General features: G+C 70.4%; 24 protein-coding genes. 13 read left to right on the forward strand and 11 right to left on the reverse strand.

Annotated features, from left to right (window positions below; all coding sequences use genetic code 11):
• Window positions 1–101: 101 nt before the first annotated feature.
• The 3 genes from OG975_RS22445 to OG975_RS22455 form a co-directional block, all read right to left on the reverse strand.
• On the reverse strand, window positions 102–239 hold the full coding sequence (locus OG975_RS22445) for a hypothetical protein (protein ID WP_327429828.1): 138 nt from the start codon (window positions 237–239) through the stop codon (window positions 102–104).
• A gap of 68 nt (window positions 240–307) precedes the next feature.
• Window positions 308–448: a hypothetical protein gene (locus OG975_RS22450; RefSeq protein ID WP_406331129.1), complete on the reverse strand. Its 141-nt coding sequence runs from the start codon at window positions 446–448 to the stop codon at window positions 308–310.
• A 233-nt stretch (window positions 449–681) separates the two neighbouring features.
• Window positions 682–2,481, reverse strand: coding sequence for a bifunctional metallophosphatase/5'-nucleotidase (locus OG975_RS22455; RefSeq protein WP_406331130.1), 1,800 nt, complete (start codon window positions 2,479–2,481; stop codon window positions 682–684).
• Between the two features lie 205 nt (window positions 2,482–2,686).
• On the opposite strand from OG975_RS22455, the gene mshD reads away from it, so the two are divergent.
• Window positions 2,687–3,613, forward strand: coding sequence for a mycothiol synthase (mshD, locus tag OG975_RS22460; protein ID WP_406331131.1), 927 nt, complete (start codon window positions 2,687–2,689; stop codon window positions 3,611–3,613).
• A 34-nt stretch (window positions 3,614–3,647) separates the two neighbouring features.
• Here the strand turns inward: mshD and OG975_RS22465 are convergent, their stop codons facing one another.
• The 6 genes from OG975_RS22465 to OG975_RS22490 form a co-directional block, all read right to left on the reverse strand.
• A complete protein-coding gene (locus tag OG975_RS22465) occupies window positions 3,648–4,229 on the reverse strand; it encodes a hypothetical protein (protein WP_406331132.1) in 582 nt (193 codons plus the stop codon).
• Between the two features lie 33 nt (window positions 4,230–4,262).
• A complete protein-coding gene (locus OG975_RS22470; RefSeq protein WP_406331133.1) occupies window positions 4,263–4,940 on the reverse strand; it encodes an ABC transporter in 678 nt (225 codons plus the stop codon).
• Window positions 4,941–4,981: 41 nt separating this feature from the next.
• Window positions 4,982–6,556, reverse strand: a complete 1,575-nt coding sequence (locus tag OG975_RS22475) for an ABC transporter permease (RefSeq protein ID WP_406331134.1) — start codon at window positions 6,554–6,556, stop codon at window positions 4,982–4,984.
• On the reverse strand, window positions 6,553–7,413 hold the full coding sequence (locus OG975_RS22480; RefSeq protein ID WP_406331135.1) for an ABC transporter ATP-binding protein: 861 nt from the start codon (window positions 7,411–7,413) through the stop codon (window positions 6,553–6,555). Before OG975_RS22480 ends, OG975_RS22475 begins: the two co-directional genes overlap by 4 nt.
• Before the next feature lie 62 nt (window positions 7,414–7,475).
• Window positions 7,476–8,330, reverse strand: coding sequence for an anti-sigma factor family protein (locus OG975_RS22485; RefSeq protein WP_406336403.1), 855 nt, complete (start codon window positions 8,328–8,330; stop codon window positions 7,476–7,478).
• Window positions 8,331–8,344: 14 nt separating this feature from the next.
• The gene (locus OG975_RS22490; protein ID WP_406331136.1) at window positions 8,345–8,887 is read right to left on the reverse strand and encodes an RNA polymerase sigma factor; all 543 of its coding nucleotides are present in this window, start codon (window positions 8,885–8,887) and stop codon (window positions 8,345–8,347) included.
• A gap of 142 nt (window positions 8,888–9,029) precedes the next feature.
• On the opposite strand from OG975_RS22490, the gene OG975_RS22495 reads away from it, so the two are divergent.
• From OG975_RS22495 to OG975_RS22550, 12 genes are all read left to right on the forward strand, one after another.
• On the forward strand, window positions 9,030–9,416 hold the full coding sequence (locus tag OG975_RS22495) for a GntR family transcriptional regulator (protein WP_406331137.1): 387 nt from the start codon (window positions 9,030–9,032) through the stop codon (window positions 9,414–9,416).
• On the forward strand, window positions 9,413–10,312 hold the full coding sequence (locus tag OG975_RS22500) for an ABC transporter ATP-binding protein (protein ID WP_406331138.1): 900 nt from the start codon (window positions 9,413–9,415) through the stop codon (window positions 10,310–10,312). The genes OG975_RS22495 and OG975_RS22500 overlap by 4 nt, the downstream gene beginning before the upstream one ends.
• A complete protein-coding gene (locus tag OG975_RS22505; RefSeq protein WP_406331139.1) occupies window positions 10,309–11,319 on the forward strand; it encodes an ABC transporter permease in 1,011 nt (336 codons plus the stop codon). Before OG975_RS22500 ends, OG975_RS22505 begins: the two co-directional genes overlap by 4 nt.
• Window positions 11,316–12,323 carry a hypothetical protein gene (locus OG975_RS22510; protein WP_406331140.1) on the forward strand — a complete coding sequence of 336 codons (1,008 nt, stop codon included), beginning with the start codon at window positions 11,316–11,318 and terminating at the stop codon, window positions 12,321–12,323. Before OG975_RS22505 ends, OG975_RS22510 begins: the two co-directional genes overlap by 4 nt.
• 341 nt (window positions 12,324–12,664) lie before the next feature.
• A complete protein-coding gene (locus OG975_RS22515) occupies window positions 12,665–14,896 on the forward strand; it encodes an RNA degradosome polyphosphate kinase (RefSeq protein ID WP_406331141.1) in 2,232 nt (743 codons plus the stop codon).
• Window positions 14,877–15,914 (forward strand): CHAD domain-containing protein, encoded by a 1,038-nt coding sequence (locus OG975_RS22520; RefSeq protein ID WP_406331142.1) that lies wholly within the window; start codon window positions 14,877–14,879, stop codon window positions 15,912–15,914. The genes OG975_RS22515 and OG975_RS22520 overlap by 20 nt, the downstream gene beginning before the upstream one ends.
• A 10-nt stretch (window positions 15,915–15,924) precedes the next feature.
• A complete protein-coding gene (locus tag OG975_RS22525) occupies window positions 15,925–16,338 on the forward strand; it encodes an NUDIX hydrolase (RefSeq protein ID WP_406331143.1) in 414 nt (137 codons plus the stop codon).
• Window positions 16,339–16,661: 323 nt separating this feature from the next.
• Window positions 16,662–17,789, forward strand: coding sequence for a phosphate ABC transporter substrate-binding protein PstS (pstS, locus tag OG975_RS22530; protein ID WP_406331145.1), 1,128 nt, complete (start codon window positions 16,662–16,664; stop codon window positions 17,787–17,789).
• Between the two features lie 107 nt (window positions 17,790–17,896).
• Window positions 17,897–18,904 carry a phosphate ABC transporter permease subunit PstC gene (gene pstC, locus OG975_RS22535; RefSeq protein ID WP_406331146.1) on the forward strand — a complete coding sequence of 336 codons (1,008 nt, stop codon included), beginning with the start codon at window positions 17,897–17,899 and terminating at the stop codon, window positions 18,902–18,904.
• Window positions 18,901–19,971, forward strand: coding sequence for a phosphate ABC transporter permease PstA (pstA, locus tag OG975_RS22540; protein WP_406331148.1), 1,071 nt, complete (start codon window positions 18,901–18,903; stop codon window positions 19,969–19,971). The genes pstC and pstA overlap by 4 nt, the downstream gene beginning before the upstream one ends.
• A 48-nt stretch (window positions 19,972–20,019) precedes the next feature.
• Entirely contained in the window at window positions 20,020–20,796 is a 777-nt protein-coding gene (gene pstB / locus OG975_RS22545) for a phosphate ABC transporter ATP-binding protein PstB (protein ID WP_406331149.1), read from the forward strand.
• Window positions 20,797–20,900: 104 nt separating this feature from the next.
• Window positions 20,901–21,026 (forward strand): hypothetical protein, encoded by a 126-nt coding sequence (locus OG975_RS22550; protein WP_406331150.1) that lies wholly within the window; start codon window positions 20,901–20,903, stop codon window positions 21,024–21,026.
• A gap of 207 nt (window positions 21,027–21,233) precedes the next feature.
• Here the strand turns inward: OG975_RS22550 and OG975_RS22555 are convergent, their stop codons facing one another.
• Together OG975_RS22555 and OG975_RS22560 are read right to left on the reverse strand one after the other, a co-directional pair.
• Entirely contained in the window at window positions 21,234–22,232 is a 999-nt protein-coding gene (locus OG975_RS22555) for an anion permease (protein WP_406331151.1), read from the reverse strand.
• A 7-nt stretch (window positions 22,233–22,239) separates the two neighbouring features.
• On the reverse strand, window positions 22,240–22,860 hold the full coding sequence (locus OG975_RS22560; protein ID WP_327429850.1) for a DUF47 family protein: 621 nt from the start codon (window positions 22,858–22,860) through the stop codon (window positions 22,240–22,242).
• Between the last annotated feature and the right edge of the window lie 46 nt (window positions 22,861–22,906).

Genomic DNA, 22,906 nt, shown 5'->3' on the forward strand with positions numbered 1-22,906 from the left:
CGTTTCCCGGTCCAGAACATGGCCGAGGCGGGGCCACCGGAATTCAATTCCGGGGCCCCGCCTCGTAGCGACAAGCGACAGCCGGCGGCTGCTAGCGGCTGCTAGCGGCCCTGACGGCTCACCGGGCGCGGCTTCGGAGCGGCGGCCTTCTTGGCGGCGGGCTTCGGCGCGGGCTTGGCGGCGTGCTTGGCGGCCGGCTTGTGGTGCTTCTTGACCGGGGCGATCTTGTGGAAGCTCATGAGTGTCCCTCTCTCAGCTGCGGTGTGGTCTGCTGCGATGTGGTCTGCTGCGGTACGTCGGCCGACGTCTACTTGTTGCCGACGGGCCGGCGAGCGGCCTGCTTGGCCTGCGGCGCCGCCTTCTTGGCGGGCTGACGAAGCGCCGCCTTCTTCGGGGCGGGAGCGGCCTTGCGGTGCTTCTTGACCGGGGCGACCTTGTGGAAGCTCATGGGGGTTCTCCTTCTTCCCAGTGGGTGTATTCCCTTTGCCGTTTGCGTTGTTCGCTTTCGACATGGAAAACACTACGGGACCCAGAACCCCGAAATCGCCAATTCGCCTTAGACCTCAATGAATTGCGGCTGAAAGAAATTCTTAGAGCGGCGGGGGAACCGACCCGCCGCTCACACAGAATTTATTACGGGCCTCACGTGGAACTTACTGAGGTAATTCAGAGGTTAACTCATTACTTCACGACGGTGATCCGGTTCGCCGCCGGCACCGGATACGGCGTCGTGGCCGACGAGTTGGCCGTCAGGTACCCCTCGAAGGCCGCCAGGTCGTCGCCGCCGATGAGCATGTTCGTGCCCTTGCCGAGTTCGGCGAAGCCGTCGCCGCCGCCCGCGAGGAAGGAGTTCATCGCGACGCGGTAGGTGGCGGTGGGGTCGATGGCCGTGCCGTTGAGCTTGACCGAGTCGGCGACGACACGGGCCGCCCCCGTCTTGGTCAGGTCCAGCGTGTAGGTCAGACCGCTGGAGATCTGGAGGATCTTCGGGGCGGCCTCGTTCGAGCCGCTGACCTGCTGCTGGAGTGCGGTGACGACCTGGGCGCCGGTCAGGTCGACCAGGTTGACCGTGTTGGCGAAGGGCTGGACCGTGTAGGCCTCCCCGTACGTCACCACGCCGTCGCCCTCACTGCCGCTCGCCGCGTAGGTGAGCCCGGCGCGGATGCCGCCCGGGTTCATCACCGCGAGGTCGGCCTCGGGGTCGAGGGACTTGGCGTACGCGAGCTGCGCGTCGGCGATCATGTCGCCGAGCGGGGACTCGGTGCCGGTGTTGCCGATCTCGCCCGCGATGTAGCCGATGGGGCGCGAGGCGATCGGGGCGGAGAGCGTCTTCCACTTGCTGATCAGGGCCGTCATGTCGGCGGCCTTCGCCACGTCACGGGTGACCACGTGGTTCGCGGACTTCACCGCCGTACGGGCGATGTCGCCGGTCCAGCGGTCGTAGGTGAGGGTCGTGTCGGTGTAGAGCCGGCCGAAGGACGCCGCCGAGGTGACCATGCGGGGGTTGCCCGCCGGGTCGGGGATCGTGCACGCGTACGCCTGGTGGGTGTGGCCCGTCACCAGCGCGTCCACGGCTGGCGTGACGTTCTTCGCGATGTCGACGATCGGGCCGGAGATGCCGTCACCGGCGCCGGGGCTGTCGCAGTCGTAGTTGTACGCCGACGACGCGGGCGCGCCGCCCTCGTGGATCAGCGCGACGATCGACTTCACACCCTGGCGCTGGAGCACCTTGGCGTACTTGTTGATCGTCTCGACCTCGTCGCCGAACTTCAGGCCCTTGACGCCGTCGGCGGACACGATGTTCGGCGTGCCCTCCAGGGTGACGCCGATGAAGCCGACCTTGACGCCGTTCTTCTTCCACACCCAGTACGGCTTGAGGATCGGCTTGCCGGTCTTCTCGTCGGTGACGTTCGCCGCGAGATAGGGGAAGTCGGCGCCGGTGAACTTCTCGCTGTCGTCGTAACAGCCGTCCTTCGGGTGACAGCCGCCGTTCTGCAGCCGGGCCAGCTCCTTGGCGCCCTCGTCGAACTCGTGGTTGCCGACGGAGGTGACATCCAGGTCGAGCTTGTTGAGCGCGTCGATCGTCGGCTCGTCGTGGAAGAGCCCGGAGATCAGCGGGGAGGCGCCGACCATGTCACCGGCGGCGGCCGTGATCGAGTACTTGTTGTCCTTGCGGGCCTCGCGCAGGTGCGTCGCGAGGTATTCGACACCGCCCGCGTCGACCGTCTTCGTCGTGCCGTCCGCCTGGAGCTCCGTGACCCGGCCCGAGGAACCGGACGGCGCCTCCAGGTTGCCGTGCAGGTCGTTGAAGGACAGCAGCTGTACGTCCTGGTAGCGGCCGCTGCCCTGGTGGTGCAGGGGCGTCGCCTTGTCCTGACCCGCGCTCGCGGGCATCGCCGCGGCCAGCGCACCGACGGTGGCCAGACCGGCGGCGGCCGCGAGAAGGCGATGGGTGTGTCTGTGCCGTGACGTCTGCGGCATGATTCCCCCCAGTGGGAGCAGTCGGAGTTGTCGGAGCCCTCAGAGCCCTCGGAGCCGTGTCAACTGTGGGACGGCTGTGGCTGCCGTATGGCTTTGCCCGCACTTTAGATTCAACGCGCGTAGCGCAACAGGGGGTCCGCGGTTACCAGTTGGTTGCCACCGGGGTCACTTCACCATGAAAGGGGCAGGCCGTACCCTCATAGCCATGACCAGCGACGACACCGCACCCTCCGGCCTCTCCCGTGCCATCGAGACCTACACCGCGCTCTCCCCGGCCCAGGCCGAGGACGTGCTCCGGCTGCTCGCGGAGGCCGCCCGGGCCGACGGGCAGCAGGCGGTGTCCGAGCAGGGGCGGCTCCAGCTGAAGGGCGGGGCCCGTGAAGGCGTACGCCATCTGCTGCTCACCCTCGGCGACGAGCTGATCGGATACGCGCAGCTGGAGGACACCGACCCGGTCGAGGCCCCGGCCGCCGAGCTGGTCGTCCATCCGGCGGTCCGCGGGCACGGGCACGGGCGGGCGCTGGGCTCGGCGCTGCTCGCCGAGTCCGGCAAGCGGCTGCGGGTGTGGGCGCACGGCGGGCACTCCGCCGCCCGGCACCTCGCGCAGGTCCTCGGGCTCACCCTCTTCCGCGAACTGCGGCAGATGCGGCGGCCGTTGGCGGGCCTCGACCTGCCCGAGCCGAAGCTCCCGGACGGGGTGCACGTCCGCGCCTTCGTGCCCGGACGGGACGACGCCGCCTGGCTCGCGGTGAACGCCGAGGCCTTCGCCCACCACCCCGAGCAGGGCTCCCTCACCCAGCGCGACCTGGACGACCGGATGGCCGAGCCGTGGTTCGACCCGTCCGGCTTCTTCCTCGCCTGGCGCGGCGGCGAACTCATCGGCTTTCACTGGACCAAGGTCCACGCCGAGGAAGGGCTCGGCGAGGTGTACGTCCTCGGCGTCCACCCCGGCGCCCAGGGCAGCGGCCTCGGCAAGGCCCTCACCACGATCGGGCTCCGCCACCTCGCCGCCCAGGCCCTGCCCACCGCGATGCTCTACGTCGACGCCGACAACAAGGCGGCGGTGACCGTGTACGAGCGCCTCGGCTTCGTCACCCACGAGACGGACCTGATGTACCGGACGGAGTCCTGACCGCCGCCACCGCGTCGATCACTGGGCCGCTCGGCTACTTGCTGATCTCCGACAGGCACATCGTGAGCAGCGTCGTGTTCCGGCGGGTCTTCGTGTACTTGAGCTGACCGTCCTCGCACTCGCTCGTCGAGCCGGTCTTCTCCACCTTGTAGGCGGCCGCGCTGTTGGTGCAGTCGACGACCTCCAGGTCCGGGCTGCTCTCGGTGCCGTTGTTCTTCATGCAGTCACCGACCTCGGCGCTGAAGTCGCTGTTGCTGGTGTCGGTGCCGGCCTTGTAGGGCTCGTCGCTCTTCGTGAAGTAGTAGACGCCCGCGCCGATCAGCGCGATCACGAAGACGACGGCCTTGAACAGCGGCGACCGCGAGTTGAACGCGGGCCGCTGCCGCCCGGGCGGCGGCCCCGCCGGCGCCGGGTGCTGCTGGTACGGCGGCTGCCCATAGGGCGGCTGGCCCTGGTAGGGCTGCTGCCCCGGATACGGCTGCTGCTGCCCGTACTGCGGAGGCGGCGGCTGCTGCCCGTACTGCTGCTGGGGCGGATACGGCTGCCCCTGAGGCCCGGGATAGGGCTGCTGGCCATAGGAGTTGTAGCCACCCTGGGGCGGCGGAGGCGTGGACATTCAGGTCCCCCTTGAGCGCGTGCTCACGTCAAGTCAACGATGAGCAAAGGAGGTTACCCGCCACCGCTGTGTGGGTTCCGCCATGCGGCACACGACGACCAGCGCCGCCACGGCCAGGATCCCCGCCCACCGCTGGTGCGCGGCGTCCCAGCGCGGGTCGGTCACCGCCACGAACAGCTCCCAGCGGTCGGGGAGCAGCAGGGCCGCGCCGAGTGCGGTGCCCACCAGCCCCGAGGAGATGGCGATCCCCGGTTCGGCGGTTTCCGTGTACCGCACGGCCAGGGTCGCGGCGGCCAGGGCGAGCACGGCGGTGGCCGCCGCTTCCAGGGTGACCGCGCCGACCGGGGGCCGGCCCTGCTCCGGTACGAGGAGCAGCGCGGCCGTCCACCACAGCGCCGCGAACGGGGCGACGAACGCCATCCGCAGCCCGGTCCGCACCGGGCGCCGGGCCGGCACCGCGGCGGTGGTGTGCCGGGCCGGGTCGTCCAGAAGGAACGCCAGGCCCAGCCCGAAGGCGAGCGCGGCGGCCCGCAGCACGCTGAGGCAGAGCCACCCGTCGGCCGGGGCGGACAACATCCGCGGGATACCGGCGAGCAGCAGCCCCAGGACGGCGCCTGTGGCGAGGGCCCTGCGCGGCAGGGTGCGCCACACCGGTCGCGCGAGGGCGCGGATCAGGGCGTACGGGCGCCGCGTGGCCGGCGTGTCCGGCATACGCTCCGGGGCCGGTGTGCCCGTCCCGGAGGCTTCGCCCGTCACTGCTGTCCGCACGAGTCACCGTCCGATGCCGAGCCGTTCGCCTTCGCGCCGGCCGGGACCCCGAGCAGCTCGGCCACCCGTGCCGTGGACGTCTTCGGGGACGTGAGCTCCGCCCAGTGGGCCTTCACCTTGGGGACGACGTTGTAGCGGGACTTCTCCAGCAGCTCCCGGACGACGCGGGTCTGCTCGGCGCTGAGGGACAGGCCGTTGGTCGGGGTCAGCACCAGACCGGCGCCCTTGACGCTGTCGTCCAGGCGGACGTTCTTGAACGCCTCCATCGGGTCGGGCAGCGCGCCCAGCGCCAGCCACACGGTGGTCACCGCGCGGCCGCCGCAGATCTCGCCGCCGGACTTCTCGTCGCCCGCCACCAGGACCGAGGCGACGCCGACCGCGAACTCCGGGACGCGGTTGCCGCCCCAGCGAGTGCCGACCGTCACGGTGGCCGGGGTGGTGGCCGAGGGGAGCGCCGCGTCGCTGGTCAGCCCGTAGCGGGCGTCGATCCGCTGCCGTACGGTGATCCGTTCGCCTCCGGCGCTGCCGCCCGCGAGGGACTGGACGCGGTCGGCGATCCCGGCCCAGTCGGCGGTGCGGCCGGTCCACTCGGGGAAGGCGCAGTACGTCGACCTGCCGTGCTCGACGCAGGACTGCACCTTCTGCGGGCTGACGGACGCCTTCGTGCGGGCCGCGAGAAGCGCCGCTGAATCGTCCGGCGACTGGCCCACGACGCCCGCGGCGGTGGCGGCGAGCGCGAGGGCGGTGACCGCCGTGACCGCGCGGGTACGACCGCCGCCCAGCAGCACGGCGAGGCACAGCAGCAGCACCACGAGCCCGGTCAGATACAGCGCGTGCCAGGCGGCCGGCCGGCCCAGCAGTTCGGACGGGAAGGGGTCGGCGCCCACTTCGGAGACGGTCGGCCACAGCCACTCCTCCCAGCGCGCGCCACCGGAGGCCGACGAGGCCAGGGTGCCCAGGGCGGCGACGCCGACGACGAAGAGCGGGGCGGCGAACGAGTTGCGGATCAGCCGCGCGGACAGCACGCCGAGGACGCCGGACAGAAGCACCATCAGCGGACCCACGGCCAGTTCGGCAAGTGATCCGTGGCCGACGGCGCCCGGCTTCAGCGCCGCCCAGCTGAACTGGAAGGCGACCACGAGCGCGGTGAGCGCGGCGAGGGGCACGACGGACAGCCCGTGCGCCACCGTACGCCGCCACGGCTCCATGACCAGGACGTCGAGGTGCCGGTCCGTGTCGCGCCGGCGGGAGCGCAGTACGGCCCGGTTGACGCAGACGAAGATCGCGACGGCCAGGAGGAACGGACCGCTCTGGGTGCCCCGGTCGACGTTCTGGAGGACCGGGTAGTCGTCCATGCCCTCCCGGCCGGAGAACAGCTGCCAGCCGGTGTAGCCGACGTACAGCAGGAAGAAGACGAACACCGGGATCTGCATCAGCAGTTCGCGGGCCTCGAAGCGGGCGAGGGCGAGGACGGCGGCCGTCCTGGACGCCTTGGCCGGAGCGGACGGCTCCACCCCCGTGGGGGCCGCCTTCAGGGCCGTGTGTGTGGTGGTGCTCATGCCGCCACCTCCGCGGGCTCGCCGTCGAGGGTGAGCAAGTAGCCGTCCTCCAGGGTCGGTTCGAGGAGGTCGGCGCCCTCGGGCGGATCGCCGACATTGCGGAAGCTGCCTGTGCCCGTGCGCCAGCCGGCCCGTGCGCCCGGGTCGCGTTCCGTGCTGCTCCACACCCGGCCCGCCGCCCGCGCGGTCAGTTCGGCCGGGGTGCCGTCGAAGCGGACCCGGCCGCCGGTCATGACGATCACGCGGTGGCAGAGCATCGCCACGTCCTCGGTCTGGTGGGTGGAGAGCAGTACCGTCCGCCCCTCGCCCGCCTGCGCGATCAATTCCCTGAAGCGCATGCGCTGTTCGGGGTCCAGGCCCACGGTCGGTTCGTCCAGGACGAGGAAGCCGGGGTCGCCGACCAGCGCGGCGGCCAGCGCGACCCTCTGGCGCATACCGCCGGACAGCTTCTTGATGCGCTTGCTCCGGACGTCGGAGAGGTCGACGGCCTCCAGGACGCGCCGTACCTCCTGGTGCCGGGCGGTGCGGTTCGTCATCTCCTTCAGGATCGCCACGTAGTCGACGAACTCGAAGGCGGAGAAGTCGTGGTGGAAGCCGGGTGTCTGCGGCAGATAGCCGAGCGTGCGCCGGACGTCGAGGCGTCCCGCCGTCGTGCTCGGGTCGTGCCCGAGGACCGTGAAGGCACCCCGGTCGGCGGGCAGGGCGGTGGCGAGCACCCGCAACAGGGTGGTCTTGCCGGCGCCGTTGGGTCCGAGCAGTCCGGTGACGCCGTCACGCAGCCGCACGGAGACGTCGTCGAGCGCGACGGTCCCCCCGAAGCGGAGGCTCAGGCCGGAGGCGGAGACAGTGGGGGTCATACGAGCAGTGCTCCTGTCAGAGGAGGAGGACGAGTGGTGGTGGTCGGGGGCGGGGGCGGCGCTCACGCCGCACCCCCGCCGGAGAAGGGCCCGTACGCCGTCGAGGAGTCGAACCGGTCCCGTACGAGATAGAGGAGACCGGCGGCCAGGGCGGCGACCGCCGCGGCGACCGTCTGGCCCGTCGCGGTGAACGGCGCGAGTGTCGCGCCGGACGCGGCCTTCGCGTGGGCCGCCGCCAGCAGCGCGACCCAGGCGCCGCCGACCAGGGAGGGCGCGAGGACCGGGCCGAGACGGGCGGTCAGCGCGAGCCCGGTGCTGGTGAGGGCGAGGGCGGGCAGCAGCCAGGCCAGGGCGTGCAGGCCGTAGGTGGGAAGGGCGAGGGTCGCCAGGCCGTTCAGCCCGAGCCCCGCCGTCAGGACCGCGACCGTGCGGATCATCAGCAGGCGGAAGCCGTGGGTCGGCGTGACGGACACCATCTCGTACGTCGGGTCGAGGGCGGGCCCGTAGGACAGCGCGACCCCGGCGAGCGGGAGCAGCGGTGCGAGGGCCAGGAACAGGGTGGGAGTGGCCGACGTCCGCAGGGAGTAGGACGCCAGCACGGTCATCATCAGGACGGCGGCGACCGCCCCGAGCCAGGAGGCGCGCAGTACGGGGGTGGCCGTCAGCAGCCGCGCGGTGTGGTCGGCGACGCCGATCCGCACCAGCAGGGCTTCGACCAGGCCGGGGCGCGGCGCGTCGAGCTCGGCGTCCAGCCGCTCCCAGCCCGCGTCCAGCGCGACCGGGTCGCTCACCTCGGCCAGGGCCGCCCGGCAGCGCGCGCAGGAGGCGAGGTGGGTGTCGGCGGACCATAGCCGGGGGGCCGCCAACTCGCCCCGCACGTAAGCCTGGAGGTCTTCCTCCGGCACATGCCATGTCATACGCGTGTCGTCGCTCATGCCAACTCCTCCCGCAGCTGCTTGCGTGCACGCAGGGCGCGCGTCTTGACCGTGCCCGGCGGAATGCCGAGCAGGACGGCCGCTTCCCGGGTGCTGAGTCCGTCGATCACCGTGGCCTGGAGTACCGCCCGGAGTTCGGGCGAGAGCCGGGTCAGCGCGCCCGCGAGGTCGCCGTGTTCGACGCCGGCCAGGACGCGCTCCTCGGCGGAGGCCTCGTCGCGGTGGCGGAGGCGGGCCAGCGCCTGCCGCATGCGGCCGCGCGCGCCGTCGCCGCGCAGGGCGTCGATGAGCCGGCGCGAGCCGATGCGCCACAGCCAGCCGGCCGCGTCACCCTCCTCGCGGTAGCGGGCGGTGCCGCGCCAGACCGCGAGGAACGTCTCCTGTACGACGTCGTCGACGACCCCGGCATCGGCGCACCGGCCGCGCAGCCGCGCGGTCAGCCATGGCGCGTACCGCCGGTACAGCTCCTCGAAGGCGCGACGGTCCCCGTCCGCCGCGATGGCCCGCAGCAGCTCCCCGTCGCTTCTTGTTTCCCTCACAACCCCTCATCGGACGAGCCCCACCGATCGGTTCACGGACCGGCCCACAAAATTTCCGGCCCCCAAAAATCTCGCACTTGACGCCGGGCACCATCTTGCACCACCCTTTCACTACTCAATTAGTGAAAGGGTGGTTGTCCGAGTGGTCGAGTACCGCATCGACCGGCGCAGCGGCGTCGCCACCTACGTCCAGATCGTCCAGCAGACCAAACAGGCCCTGCGCCTGGGCCTGCTGGAGCCGGGCGACAAGCTCCCCACGGCCCGCGAGGTCGTGGAAGCCACCGCTATCAATCCGAACACCGTCCTCAAGGCCTACCGCGAGCTGGAGCGGGAGGGCCTGGTCGAGGCCAGACGCGGCCTCGGCACCTTCGTGCGGAAGTCGCTGGGCGCCGCCCCGGCCGACTCCCCGCTGCGAGCCGAGCTCGACGCCTGGGCCGCCAGGGCCCGCGCGGCCGGACTGGACCACGACGACGCGGCGGCGCTCTTCACCGCCGTGCTGGAAGAACACTTCAAGGGAGACCAGGAATGACCCACACCGCCATAGAGGCGGCCGGACTGGGCAAGCGGTTCGGACGGCGGGGAGGCTGGGCGCTGCGCGACTGCTCCTTCCGGCTCCCCGCGGGACGCGTCTGCGCCGTCGTCGGACCCAACGGCGCGGGCAAGTCGACGCTGCTGGCCCACGCGGCCGGGCTGCTCGCTCCCACCGAGGGCTCCCTGACCGTGCTGGGCACCGACCCGGCGGCCGCCCGCGAGCGCGTCGCGTACGTCGCGCAGCACAAGCCGCTGTACCCGCAGCTCACGGTCGCCGACACGCTGCGGCTGGGCCAGGAGCTCAACCCCGGCCGCTGGGACGCCTCCGTCGCCGAGCGGATCACGGCGGCCGGCGACCTCGACCCGCGGGCCAGGATCCGCTCCCTCTCCGGCGGCCAGCGCACCCGGGTCGCACTCGCCCTCGCGCTCGGCAAGCGGGCCGAACTCCTGCTCCTCGACGAGCCGATGGCCGACCTCGACCCGCTGGCCCGCCACGAGCTGATGGGCGTGCTGATGGCCGAGGCCGCGCAGCACGGCACGACCGTCGTGATGTCCTCGCACGTCGTCGCCGAACTGGAGGGCTCCTGCGACTACCTGCTGCTGATCGGCGGCGGCCGGGTGCGCCTGGCGGGCGACCTGGACGACCTGCTGGCCGCGCACACTCTGACCACCGGGCCGGTGCGCGACCTCGCCTCGCACACGGTGGTCGAATCCCGCACCACGGGACGCCAGTTGACCGCCCTCATCCGCCCGCGGGGCCCGCTGCTCCCCACCGACGGCAACCCCGCCACGCCCTCACTGGAGGAGCTCCTCCTCGCGCATCTGCGCAGCCCCGAAGCCCCCGCCCTGATCCTCGACCCGACCCGCACGCCTGCCCAGGAGCCCGCAGCATGACCGCCGTCACCACCGCCCCCTCACCCACGCCGTTCGGCACGGCCCGCGTGATACTGCGGCTGCACCGCCCCGCGCTCTTCCTCTGGACGGGTGGGGTCCTCGCCGCCCTGGTCTACATGCTGTGGGGCTACGGATGGCTCGCGGAACCCGCGGCCACCGCCTACCAGCACCTCAAGGCGTGCGACTACGCGTGCACGTACGACCAGGACGCATACCTCAGCTACAAGGACGCCCTGAAGTACGCCTCGTACATCGTGAGCTTCCTGCCCCTCCTCGTCGCCGCCTGGGCCGGTGCCACGCTGACCAGCCGCGAGCTGGAGAACGGCACGGCACAGCTCGCCTGGACGCAGTCGGTCACGCCCGCCCGCTGGCTCGCCGCCAAGCTGGCCGTCCCGGCCGCGCTGCTCACCGCGGGGACCTCCCTGCTGGTGCTGCTGCACCACCTGCTGTGGGCCGAGGGCCGCCGCGCCGACCTCCTGGGCTGGAACGACATCCTGGTCTTCCAGGCCAACGGCCCGACCACCGTCGCGCTGACCCTGTTCGGGCTGGCCGCGGGCGCCCTCACCGGCCTGCTGCTGCGCCGCTCCCTGCCCTCGCTGGCCGTCACCTTCGTCGTCACGGCGGCCGTCGGCTTCGCCCTCAGCTGGTTCCGCGGATACTTCTGGCCGACCGTCACGGTGACCACCTCGCTCAAGGACGGCCCGTGGTTCGGCGGATCCGTCGTCTCCTACGGCGCGGTCACCTCCAGCGGCGCCCATGTGCCCGTCCCCGACTGCGCCCAGTACTGGAGCGCCGCCAAGGACTGCCGCGCCACGCTCGACCAGCAGCACATCGTGCGCTTCTACAGCGACATGCACCCCTACTCCCACTACTGGCCCCTCCAGCTCACCGCGACCGCCCTCGTCCTCGCCGTCACGGCGCTCGCCGTCCTGCTCTCCTTCCGCCTGCTGAAGCGGCACACCGGCGCCGCGACCGCCACCGCCACACACAAGGAGCCCGCCGCATGACCGCAGCCACCGCCGCGCCGCAGCTCGCCCGGCGCGCCCTCCCGCTCGTCCCGCGCGGCACGGTCCGGGCGGTACTGCGAGTGCACCGCACCGCGCTGTGGGCCTGGTGGGCGCTGGTCGCGGCGGCCTCGGCCGGCCTGCTGTGGGCGTACTGGCTCGGCACCGATGCCGTACGGGAGTTGAGCCACAGGGTGTCTTCGTGCGCCGCCGACACCTCGTGCGTGGACACCACGCTCGACAGCCCGACATACGAGTTCTACGACACGGTCACTTCGCTGGCCACCTCCGCCGTGGCCTACCTGCCCTACCTCGTCGCCGCCTGGGCGGGCGCCGCCCTGGTCGCCCGTGAGCTGGAGAGCGGCACGTCCGCCCTCGCCTGGACGCAGTCCGTCCCACCCGTACGCTGGCTCGCGGCCAAGCTCGCCGTCCCGGCCGCGCTCGTCACCGCCGGCACGAGCGTGCTGGTGCTGCTGCACCGCCTGATGTGGAGCGACGCGCGGGACATCCTCGGCCAGGACTGGTACCTGTCGGACGTCTACCGCTCCAACGGCCCCGTCGCCATCGGCTCCGCCCTGTGCGCCCTCGCCGTGGGCGCCCTCGCGGGCCTCCTGGTCCGCCGTACGCTGCCCGCGCTGGCACTGGCCGTCGTCGTCACCCTGGCCGTACAGAACCTCGGCGACCTCTACCGGGACAGCCTGTGGCCCGCGGTCACCGTCACCGGATCGGCCGCCTCCAACCTCCCCAGCACCGCGCTCCAGCTCGAACACGGCGTGGTCCTCACCTCCGGCAAGCGGATCGGCAACGACCTGGCCTGCGTCGACAACGACACGGCCGGCGACCTCAAGAGGTGCATGAGCAAGAACGGCATCTCCGACCTCTGGGCCACCTACCACCCGAAGTCCCACTTCTGGCCCCTCCAGCTGGTGGAGACCGGCATCCTGCTCGCCGTCGCCGCACTCGCCACCGCCGCCGCCTTCTGGCTGCTGCGCCGCCGTACCCCCTGAAAAAGGCACAGACATGTACGCGTCCCACGGGGGTGGGCGCGTACGAGGCTCCCGGGCGTGTCCTGGACGGATGTCCGTTCATGTAGACGTCCGGGAGCCGCCCCCCGCTATCCCGCACGTCATGTCGCCGTAACCATCGATTCAGACGACCTTGCGACGCTCAACCAATGAAGCCCGCCGTGCCCGAGCCTTCGCCTCCGCCGGAGAACGAGCCCTCGCCGACGACGGGGAGTGAGCGTACGCCAGCGATCCGGAACCGGAATGGGAACTTCCGCATCGCCGCGCTGCCGCTCGCCCTCTCCGACGCGCCGGTCTCGCCCTCAGCGCGGAAGAATGGGTCCATGAACCAGCCCAGCGCCCAGGCACCGGTCCAGCACCCTCAGCCGTCCGTCGGCTCCATAGCCGCTCACCGCCCGCACACCGTGTCGGCGGTGGCCTCCGATCTCGAGCCCGACCTCGACGCCGACCTCGACACGTACGAGGACACGGTGCAGGACGGCATCACCTTGCCGCAGGGCCGCTTCCTGGACCGCGAGCGCAGCTGGCTCGCGTTCAACGAGCGGGTTCTGGAGCTCGCCGAGGACCCGAACACGCCCCTCCTGGAGCGCGCCAACTTCCTGGCGATCTTCGCCAGCAACCTGGACGAGTTCTTCATGGTCCGGGTGGCGGGCCTGAAGCGCCGTATCGCGACCGGCGTGGCCACGAAGTCCGCCTCCGGGCTCCAGCCCCGTGAGGTCCTGGAGATGATCTGGGCCCGCTCGCGCGAGCTCATGGCCCGGCACGCGGCCTGCTACCAGGAGGACGTCGCCCCCGCGCTCGCGGAGGAAGGCGTCCACCTGGTCCGCTGGAGCGAGCTGACCGAGAAGGAGCAGGCCCGCCTCTTCACCCTGTTCCGGCACCAGATCTTCCCGGTCCTCACCCCGCTGGCGGTCGACCCCGCGCACCCCTTCCCGTACATCTCCGGCCTGTCCCTGAACCTGGCCGTCGTCGTACGCAACCCGGTCAGCGGCCACCGCCACTTCGCGCGCGTCAAGGTCCCGCCGCTGCTCTCCCGCTTCCTGGAGGCCTCGCCGAACCGTTACGTCCCCATCGAGGATGTGATCGCGGCCCACCTGGAGGAGCTGTTCCCGGGCATGGAGGTGTTGGAGCACCACACCTTCCGGCTCACTCGGAACGAGGACCTGGAGGTCGAGGAGGACGACGCCGAGAACCTGCTCCAGGCGCTGGAGAAGGAGCTCATGCGGCGCCGCTTCGGGCCGCCGGTGCGCCTGGAGGTCGAGGAGTCCATCGACCGGTACGTCCTCGATCTCCTCGTACGCGAGCTGAAGATCTCCGAGGCGGAGGTGTACCCGCTGCCGGGTCCCCTGGACCTCACCGGCCTCTTCGGCATCGGCTCCCTCGACCGGCCCGAGCTGAAGTACACGAAGTTCATCGCGGGCACCCACCGCGACCTCGCGGAGGTCGAGTCGGCGTCCGCGCCGGACATCTTCGCGGCACTGCGGGAACGGGACGTTCTGCTTCACCACCCGTACGACTCCTTCTCCACCTCCGTCCAGGCGTTCCTGGAGCAGGCGGCGCTGGACCCCGACGTCCTCGCCATCAAGCAGACCCTGTACCGGACTTCGGGCGACTCGCCGATCGTCGACGCGCTGATAGACGCCGCCGAGTCCGGCAAGCAGGTCCTCGTCCTGGTCGAGATCAAGGCCCGCTTCGACGAGCAGGCCAACATCAAGTGGGCCAGGAAGCTCGAAGAGTCCGGCTGCCATGTCGTGTACGGCCTGGTCGGTCTGAAGACCCACTGCAAGCTGTCGCTCGTCGTACGGCAGGAGGGCGACACCCTGCGCCGCTACTCCCACGTCGGCACGGGCAACTACCACCCGAAGACGGCCCGGCTGTACGAGGACCTCGGCCTGCTCACCGCCGATCCGCAGGTCGGCGCGGACCTCTCCGACCTCTTCAACCGGCTGTCGGGCTACTCGCGCCGCGAGACCTACCGCCGTCTCCTCGTCGCCCCCAAGTCCCTGCGCGACGGCCTGATCTCGCGGATCAACAAGGAAGTACAGCACCACCTCGCCGGACGCCCCGCCCATGTCCGTATCAAGGTCAACTCCATGGTGGACGAGGCCCTCATCGACTCGCTGTACCGCGCGTCCCAGGCCGGGGTACCGGTCGACGTGTGGGTGCGCGGCATCTGCGCGGTACGCCCCGGCGTCACGGGCCTGTCCGAAAACATACGGGTCCGCTCCGTCCTCGGCCGCTTCCTCGAACACTCCCGGATCTTCGGCTTCGGCAACGGCGGCGAGCCCGAGGTGTGGATCGGCAGCGCCGACATGATGCACCGCAACCTCGACCGGCGGATCGAGGCCCTGGTCAGGGTCACCGACCCGGCTCATCGCGCCGCCCTCAACCGGCTGCTCGAGACCGGCATGTCCGACACCACCGCATCCTGGCACCTGGGCCCCGACGGCGAGTGGACGCGGCACGCGACCGACGCGGATGGCCAGCCCCTGCGGAACGTCCAGGAGATGCTCATAGACGCCCGGAGGCGCCGGCGTGGCACAGCAGCACCTTGATCCCCCCACCGACCCCACGGCCGGGCCGGTCACCAGTGATGCCCTCGCGGGCTATCTGCGGGCCCAGGCCACGGAGTTCCTCCGTTCGCTGCGCCAGCACCGGGAGACCGGCGCCGGTGCGGCGAGCGGCTCGGCCGAGTCGGTCGCCGCGGCGCGCGCCCTGCGCCGCTCGGCCCGCCGCATCAGCGGCAGCCTCCACACCTTCCGGCCCCTGCTCGACACGGACTGGTCGGAGGGCATGCGCCCCGAACTGGCCTGGCTGTCCGGCACGTTGGCACGGGAGCACGCGTACGGGGCCCGCCTGGAGCGACTGCTCGGCGCACTGAACCGGCTGTCGGGCTCGGCCGCCCTCCCCGCCCAGGCCGCCGGCGCGAACGCGCACACGGCACCCAAGGGCAGTCTGACCGTCGGCGCGGCGAAGGCGGGCGCCCTCCTCGACCGCCAGCTGACCCTCGCCCGCACCCGGGCCCACTCGGCGGCCCTCCAGGCGCTGGGTTCCTCCCGTTTCCACGCCGTCGCCGACAGCGTCGCCGTCCTCGCCAGCGAGGTCCCGCTGACCCCGGCGGCGCCCGCGACCGACCTGCGCCCGCTGGCCGCCGCCGCGGCGGACCGCCTCACCGACGCCGTGAGCGCGCTGCCCCTGGTCACCGCGGGCCACCCCTACAACGCGGAGGCCCTCGTGCACGGCCTCTCCGCCGACACCGCGCCACAGCCCCAGGACGCCCCCTGGCACCAGGTCCGCCTGCTGCTGCGGCTGCACCGCTACGCCCGCGAACTCATGTACGGCGACGAGTGCCCCACCGACGTACGACTCCTCGCCGCGGGCCAGGCCCTGAACCGGCACCGGGACGCGGCGGAGGCGGCAGCGGCCTCGGCCTCGGCGGCCCGCACCCCCCGGATCGCCCCGGCGACGGCCTACGCCCTCGGCGTCCTCCACGCCGACCAGCGGCACGAGGTGGAGGCCGCACGGTTCGCGTTCCAGCAGGCATGGCAGAAGGAAGCGGTACGCACCCTCTGAGGGAGGCCCGATGGCCGACGACACCATCCAGGCGGCGGGCTGCGTCCTGTGGCGCCGCTCCCCGGTCGACGGCGAGCTGGAGATCTGTCTCGTCCACCGCCCGAAGTACGACGACTGGTCCCACCCCAAGGGCAAACTGAAACGCGCCGAGGACCCCCTGGCGGGCGCCCTGCGCGAGGTGGAGGAGGAGACGGGCTACACCGCCGCTCCAGGAGCAGCCCTCCCCACCCTCCACTACGTCGTCGCCGGCCGCCCCAAGGAAGTCCACTACTGGGCAGCCGAGGCAACGACGGGCCACTTCACCCCGAACCGCGAGGTCGACCGCGTCCTGTGGCTCTCCCCCACAGCGGCCCACAGCCACCTGACCCAGCCGAGGGACCGCGACCTAATAGTGTCGCTTTTGAGCACATTCCACCTGGCCTAGATGCAAACGCGCCCCCGAAAGGGGCGCGGGGAACTGCGCGCCCAGCCACAACGCACCCGCACGTAACAACAACCTCACCCCCACGCCACCCCCCGGCTCAACCCCAATGGAATGCGACCGTGAGCGTTCCGTTACCTCACCGCACCGACCGCAGGGGTTCACCCTCCGTTCACTTACGGCCATCAGCCGCTTCACCTGATCTGCCTAATTTCGGCCTTACACGATGCGGAGAACGTCCTGGACGTCTCCCCCGCATTACGGACCGCTTTACACAGACCTCGCACGCCGCCACCAGACGGCGGCTCCTGGAAGGAACTCCCGAAGTGAAGCTTCAGCGCATGAACCGGCGGGCCCTCACCCTCGGTGCTCTCGCCGTCTCCGGCGCCCTGGCCCTCACGGCGTGCGGCTCTGACGACACCAGCGGCGGCACCAAGTCGACCACGGGTGCCACCGCCAAGGCCGGCAACATCGACTGTGGATCCGCCAAGGGCCAGCTCCTCGCGAACGGCTCGTCGGCCCAGGCCAACGCCATCCAGGCGTGGACCAAGGCCTACACGACCGAGTGCAAGGACGTGCAGATCAACTACAAGCCCGAGGGTTCCGGTGCCGGTGTCACCGCGTTCCTCCAGGGTCAGGTCGCCTTCGCCGGTTCGGACTCCGCGCTGAAGCCCGAAGAGGTCACGCAGTCGAAGTCGGTCTGCAAGAACAGCCAGGCCATCGACCTCCCGATGGTGGGCGGCCCGATCGCGATCGGCTACAACGTCCCGGGTGTCGACAACCTGGTCCTGGACGCGCCGACCCTCGCCAAGATCTTCGACAGCAAGATCAAGACGTGGGACGACGCCGCGATCAAGAAGCTGAACCCCGACGCGAAGCTTCCCAGCACCAAGATCCAGGCGTTCCACCGCTCGGACGACTCCGGCACCACGGACAACCTCACCAAGTACCTGATCGCCGCCGCGCCCGACAACTGGAAGTACTCGGGCGGCAAGGCGTGGCAGGCCCAGGGCGGCCAGTCCGCTCAGGGCTCCTCCGGCCTGGCCCAGCAGGTCAAGCAGACCGCGGGCGCGATCTCGTACTTCGAGCTCTCCTACGCCAAGGACGGCATCAGCACCGCCGCCCTGGACACGGGCGCCTCCGCCCCGGTCAAGGCCACGATCGACAACGCCACCGCGGCCATCTCCGCGGCCAAGGTCGTCGGCACCGGCAGCGACCTCTCCCTCAAGCTGGACTACACGACCAAGGCCGAGGGCGCCTACCCGATCACCCTGGTCACGTACGAGATCGTCTGCGAGAAGGGCAACAAGGCGGACACCCTGCCCGCCGTCAAGTCCTTCCTCACCTACACCGCGAGCCAGGACGGCCAGGACTCCCTGAAGGCCCTGGACTACGCCCCGATCCCGAGCGAGATCAACGCCAAGGTCCGCGAGACCGTCGCGAACCTGAGCTGACCCAGCGTGCGGCTCACTCCCTGACGGGGGTGGGCCGCACCGTCCGGTGCACCGCCGCCTGGAGCCGAGGGACAATCTCCCAAGGCTCCGCAGACCGGAGAACCCCAATGGACATATCTACGCAATCATCTGCTCCCCCCACCCCTTCGGGCCGGCCGACCCCGCTGAAGCCGAAGCTCGCGGCCCGAGGCGCCACCCGCCCGGGCGACCGGATCTTCCTCGGCCTGTCCCGGGGCTCCGGCATCCTGCTGCTGGTGATCATGGCCGCCATCGCGGCGTTCCTCACCTACCGCGCGTCCCTGGTCCTCACCAAGAACGAGGGCAACTTCCTCACGACGTTCGAGTGGAACGCCAACAACACCCCGCCGGTCTTCGGCATCGCGGTCCTCGCCTTCGGCACGATCATCTCCTCGATCGTCGCCATGGCCATCGCGGTCCCGATCGCGGTGGGCATCGCGCTGTTCATCACGCACTACGCCCCGCGCAAGCTCGGCGGCACCATCGCGTACGTCGTGGACCTGCTGGCCGCCGTACCGTCCATCGTGTACGGCCTGTGGGGCGCACTCTTCCTGGTGCCGAACCTCACCGGCTTCTACAGCTGGCTCAACGACTACTTCGGCTGGACCGGCTTCCTCTCCTGGGAGGGCGGCGCCCCGCGCACGCTCCTCGCCGTCGGCATCCTGCTGGCGATCATGATTCTGCCGATCGTCACCAACGTCAGCCGTGAGGTCTTCCGGCAGGCGCCCCTGATGCACCAGGAAGCCGCCCTCGCGCTCGGCGCCACCCGCTGGGAGGTCATCCGCATGTCGGTGATCCCCTTCGGCCGCTCCGGAGTGATCTCCGCCTCGATGCTGGGCCTCGGCCGGGCCCTCGGCGAGACGATGGCCGTCGCCACCGTCCTGTCCCCCAGCTTCGAGATCAACGCCAGCCTGCTCGACCCGGGCGGCGGCACCTTCGCCCAGAACATCGCCGCCAAGTTCAGCGAGGCGAGCGAGCAGGGCCGTGACGCGCTCATCGCCTCCGGTCTGGTGCTCTTCGTCATCACGCTGGTGGTCAACGGCGCGGCCCGCGCGATCATCGCCCGCCGCAAGGAGTACTCGGGGGCCAACGCATGAGCCACGCAACCGCCACCGCACCCGCCCCGCGCCCCAGCACCCTGCGCGGCGCCACGCTGCCCAAGTGGTCGGCATGGGCGATCGCCGGCGGCTCCACCGCCGTCGCCGTGGGCATCGGTCTGGGCTTCGGCCTCAGCAGCAAGGTCCAGTGGGGCCTGATCGCCGCGCTCCTCTTCGTCCTCGGTACGTACGTCATCGCCGCCAAGGTCGAGGGCCGCCGCCAGGCGAAGGACCGCGTCGCGACCAGCATCGTCTGGGTCTCCTTCATCCTTGCCGTGATCCCGCTGGCGTCGCTCATCTGGACGACCGTCAGCAAGGGCGTGAAGGTCCTCGACTTCTACTTCCTGACCCACTCCATGGGCATGACCGCCGACACCGAGGCCGGTGGCGGCATCTACCACGCCATCATCGGCACCCTGGAGCAGGTCGGCCTCGCCACCCTGATCTCCGTACCGATCGGCCTGCTCACCGCGATCTACCTGGTCGAATACGGCCGGGGCACGCTCGCCAAGGCGGTCACCTTCTTCGTCGACGTCATGACGGGCATCCCGTCGATCGTCGCGGGCCTGTTCATCCTCAGCTTCTGGATCCTGATCCTCGGCTTCGGCTACTCCGGCTTCGCCGGGGCGATGGCCCTGTCCATCCTGATGATCCCGGTCGTGGTCCGCTCCACCGAGGAGATGCTCAAGCTCGTCCCGAACGAGCTGCGCGAGGCATCGCTCGCGCTGGGCGTCCCGAAGTGGCGCACCATCCTCAAGGTCGTCCTGCCGACGTCGCTCGGCGGCATCACGACCGGTGTGATGCTGGCCGTCGCCCGTATCGCCGGTGAGACCGCGCCCGTGCTGCTCCTCGTCTGGGGCAACCCGCTCATCAACACGGACCCGTTCAACGGCCCGCAGTCCTCGCTCCCGCTGTACATCTACCAGCAGTACCAGAACAGCGGCGGCAGCCCGGCGGCGTACGACCGGGCCTGGGCGGCGGCGCTCGTCCTCATCGCCTTCATCATGATCCTCAATCTGGCGGCCCGCGGCATCGCCCGCTGGAAGGCCCCGAAGACCGGTCGCTGACGCGGCCACTCAGCGACTGATCCGGAATCTGGAAGCGAAGTAACCACCATGGCCAAGCGAATCGACGTAAGCGGACTCACCGCCTACTACAGCGCCCACAAGGCGATCGAAGACATCTCCATGACGGTCGAGCCCCGCTCGGTGACGGCCTTCATCGGCCCCTCCGGCTGCGGCAAGTCGACCTTCCTGCGCACCCTCAACCGTATGCACGAGGTCACCCCCGGTGGCCGCGTCGAGGGCAAGGTGCTCCTGGACGACGAGGACCTGTACGGGAACGGGATCGACCCCGTCGCCGTGCGCCGCACGATCGGCATGGTCTTCCAGCGCCCCAACCCCTTCCCCACGATGTCGATCTTCGACAACGTCGCGGCGGGCCTCAGGCTGAACGGCTCCTACAAGAAGTCCGAGCTCAGCGAGATCGTCGAGAAGTCCCTCAAGGGCGCGAACCTCTGGAACGAGGTCAAGGACCGCCTGAACAAGCCGGGTTCGGGTCTGTCCGGCGGTCAGCAGCAACGTCTGTGCATCGCCCGCGCGATCGCGGTGGAGCCCCAGGTCCTGCTGATGGACGAGCCCTGCTCGGCCCTGGACCCGATCTCCACCCTCGCCATCGAGGACCTGATCGGTGAGCTCAAGGAGCGCTTCACGATCGTCATCGTGACGCACAACATGCAGCAGGCCGCCCGCGTCTCCGACCGCACCGCGTTCTTCAACCTGGCCGCGGTCGGCCAGCCCGGCCGCCTCATCGAGATCGACGACACGGAGCGCATCTTCTCCAACCCGTCGGTCCAGGCGACGGAGGACTACATCTCGGGCCGCTTCGGCTGACCGAGCCGTCCACAAGAACCCCTCGCGGTGCTGCATGGCGGTGCCACCGCGAGGACGAGAAGGGCCCGCCCCTGGCTCCCGGGGGCGGGCCCGCTCGTGTCCGGTTGTCGCAGACCGAGAAGTGGTCGCCGCAGCTCTCGAAGTACATGGATCCGGCCCAGTCGACGTACGAGCCCGACGCAACGGTGTCGACGTCGGCTTTCGCGGCCGCCGCGGGAGACGCCGCGTAGAGGAGCAGGCCCGTGAGAGCCGACGCCACCCCCGCCGTCGCATGGCGCGTTCTATTCGAACACTTGAGCCCAGAAGCTAGCAGCGACCCCGGTGGCGGTATCCGGTTTCCGCGAATGTAGTTGCGCATTCACAGGAATGGCCCGCTCCGGAAGCCGGAGCGGGCCATTCACTGGTGCGGCGGAAGTGCCGGCGGGAGTACCGGAGTACTACAGGAACGCCAGATTCACGACCCAGAAGCTGAGGGCGGCCACCAGCCCCGCCGCCGGCATGGTGATGAACCAGCCCATGACGATGTTCTTGGCGACGCCCCAGCGGACGGCGTTCAGTCGCTTGGTCGCGCCGACGCCCATGATCGCGGAGGTGATGACGTGGGTCGTGGAGATCGGCGCCTTGAAGATGTACGCCGTGGCGAACATGATCGACGCACCGGTCGTCTCGGCGGCGAACCCCTGCGGCGGGTCGAGCTCGATGATCTTGCGTCCGAGCGTCCGCATGATCCGCCACCCACCCGCGTACGTACCGAGGGACAGCATCGCCGCACAGACGATCTTCACCCAGACCGGGATCGGATCGCCCTGCTTCTGAACGTCTCCGATGACCAGGGCCATCACCACGATGCCCATCGTCTTCTGCGCGTCCTGAAGACCGTGACCGAGCGCCATGCCGGCCGCGGACACCGTCTGCGCGATACGGAAACCGCGCTTGGTCTTGTGCGGGTTGGACCGCCGGAACAGCCACATGATCGTGGTCATCACGAGGTAACCGACGAGCAGACCGACGACCGGCGACAGGAACATCGGGATGACGACCTTGTCGAGGACGCCGGACCAGTACACCGTCGTACCGCCCGCCAGCGCCGCGCCCACCATGCCACCGAACAGGGCGTGCGAGGACGAGGACGGCAGGCCGAAGTACCAGGTGATGAGGTTCCAGGTGATCGCGCCGATCAGCGCGGCGAAGAGGATGCCCATCCCCTTGGAACCCTCGGGCGTCTCGATCAGCCCCTCGCTGACCGTCTTGGCGACACCGCTGCCGAGGAAGGCACCGGCGAGGTTCATCACCGCGGCCATGGCGAGCGCCGCCCGCGGGGTCAGCGCCCGCGTGGACACCGACGTGGCGATCGCGTTCGCCGAGTCGTGAAAGCCGTTCGTGTACGTGAATCCGAGCGCGACGCCAATGGTCACGATCAACGCAAAGGTGTCCATGAAGGGGTCAGGACTCCTTGACCGCGATGGTCTCCACCGTGTTGGCCACGTGCTCGAAGGCGTCCGCCGCCTCCTCCAGCACATCCACGATCTGCTTGAGCTTCAGCACGTCCATGGCGTCGTACTTGCCATTGAAGAGATGGGCGAGCAGCTTGCGGTGGATCTGGTCGGCCTGGTTCTCCAGGCGGTTGACCTCGATCCAGTACTCGGTGAGGTTGTCCATGGTCCGCAGGTTCGGCATGGCCTCGGCGGTCAGCTCGGCCGCGCGCGCCAGCACCTCGATCTGCTGCTCCACACCCTTGGGGAGTTCCTCGACCTGATAGAGGACGACCAGGTCGACGGCCTCCTCCATGAAGTCCATGATGTCGTCGAGGGACGAGGCCAGGTTGTAGATGTCCTCGCGGTCGAACGGCGTGATGAACGAGGAGTTCAACTGGTGGAAGATCGCGTGCGTGGCATCGTCACCGGCGTGTTCCGCGGCCCGCATACGCTCTGCGATCTCGGCCCGGCCGGCGGTGTCCGCCCCGAGCAGTTCCATGAGGAGTTTCGAGCCCGTGACGATGTTGTCCGCGGATGCGGAGAACATGTCGTAGAAGCTCGTCTCCCTGGGGGTCAGACGAAAGCGCACGTTGGGGTCCTCGGGGTGCTTCGGTTCGGTCAGGCTGATGCTAGGC

Origin of the sequence: Streptomyces sp. NBC_00203, assembly GCF_045206325.1 — a bacterium.
Taxonomy (GTDB): Bacteria; Actinomycetota; Actinomycetes; order Streptomycetales; family Streptomycetaceae; genus Streptomyces; species Streptomyces lutosisoli.

Bases quoted from the DNA above. Each gene is read 5' to 3' on its own strand.
- OG975_RS22510 (WP_406331140.1), top strand. From the start codon at position 11,316: ATGACCGCAGCCACCGCCGCGCCGCAGCTCGCCCGGCGCGCCCTCCCG.
- OG975_RS22475 (WP_406331134.1), bottom strand. From the start codon at position 6,556: ATGAGCACCACCACACACACGGCCCTGAAGGCGGCCCCCACGGGGGTG.
- OG975_RS22505 (WP_406331139.1), top strand. From the start codon at position 10,309: ATGACCGCCGTCACCACCGCCCCCTCACCCACGCCGTTCGGCACGGCC.
- OG975_RS22470 (WP_406331133.1), bottom strand. From the start codon at position 4,940: ATGCCGGACACGCCGGCCACGCGGCGCCCGTACGCCCTGATCCGCGCC.
- pstC (WP_406331146.1), top strand. From the start codon at position 17,897: ATGGACATATCTACGCAATCATCTGCTCCCCCCACCCCTTCGGGCCGG.
- OG975_RS22480 (WP_406331135.1), bottom strand. From the start codon at position 7,413: ATGACCCCCACTGTCTCCGCCTCCGGCCTGAGCCTCCGCTTCGGGGGG.
- OG975_RS22455 (WP_406331130.1), bottom strand. From the start codon at position 2,481: ATGCCGCAGACGTCACGGCACAGACACACCCATCGCCTTCTCGCGGCC.
- pstA (WP_406331148.1), top strand. From the start codon at position 18,901: ATGAGCCACGCAACCGCCACCGCACCCGCCCCGCGCCCCAGCACCCTG.
- pstB (WP_406331149.1), top strand. From the start codon at position 20,020: ATGGCCAAGCGAATCGACGTAAGCGGACTCACCGCCTACTACAGCGCC.
- OG975_RS22450 (WP_406331129.1), bottom strand. From the start codon at position 448: ATGAGCTTCCACAAGGTCGCCCCGGTCAAGAAGCACCGCAAGGCCGCT.
- mshD (WP_406331131.1), top strand. From the start codon at position 2,687: ATGACCAGCGACGACACCGCACCCTCCGGCCTCTCCCGTGCCATCGAG.
- OG975_RS22485 (WP_406336403.1), bottom strand. From the start codon at position 8,330: ATGACATGGCATGTGCCGGAGGAAGACCTCCAGGCTTACGTGCGGGGC.
- OG975_RS22465 (WP_406331132.1), bottom strand. From the start codon at position 4,229: ATGTCCACGCCTCCGCCGCCCCAGGGTGGCTACAACTCCTATGGCCAG.
- OG975_RS22445 (WP_327429828.1), bottom strand. From the start codon at position 239: ATGAGCTTCCACAAGATCGCCCCGGTCAAGAAGCACCACAAGCCGGCC.
- OG975_RS22555 (WP_406331151.1), bottom strand. From the start codon at position 22,232: ATGGACACCTTTGCGTTGATCGTGACCATTGGCGTCGCGCTCGGATTC.
- OG975_RS22525 (WP_406331143.1), top strand. From the start codon at position 15,925: ATGGCCGACGACACCATCCAGGCGGCGGGCTGCGTCCTGTGGCGCCGC.
- OG975_RS22515 (WP_406331141.1), top strand. From the start codon at position 12,665: ATGAACCAGCCCAGCGCCCAGGCACCGGTCCAGCACCCTCAGCCGTCC.
- OG975_RS22500 (WP_406331138.1), top strand. From the start codon at position 9,413: ATGACCCACACCGCCATAGAGGCGGCCGGACTGGGCAAGCGGTTCGGA.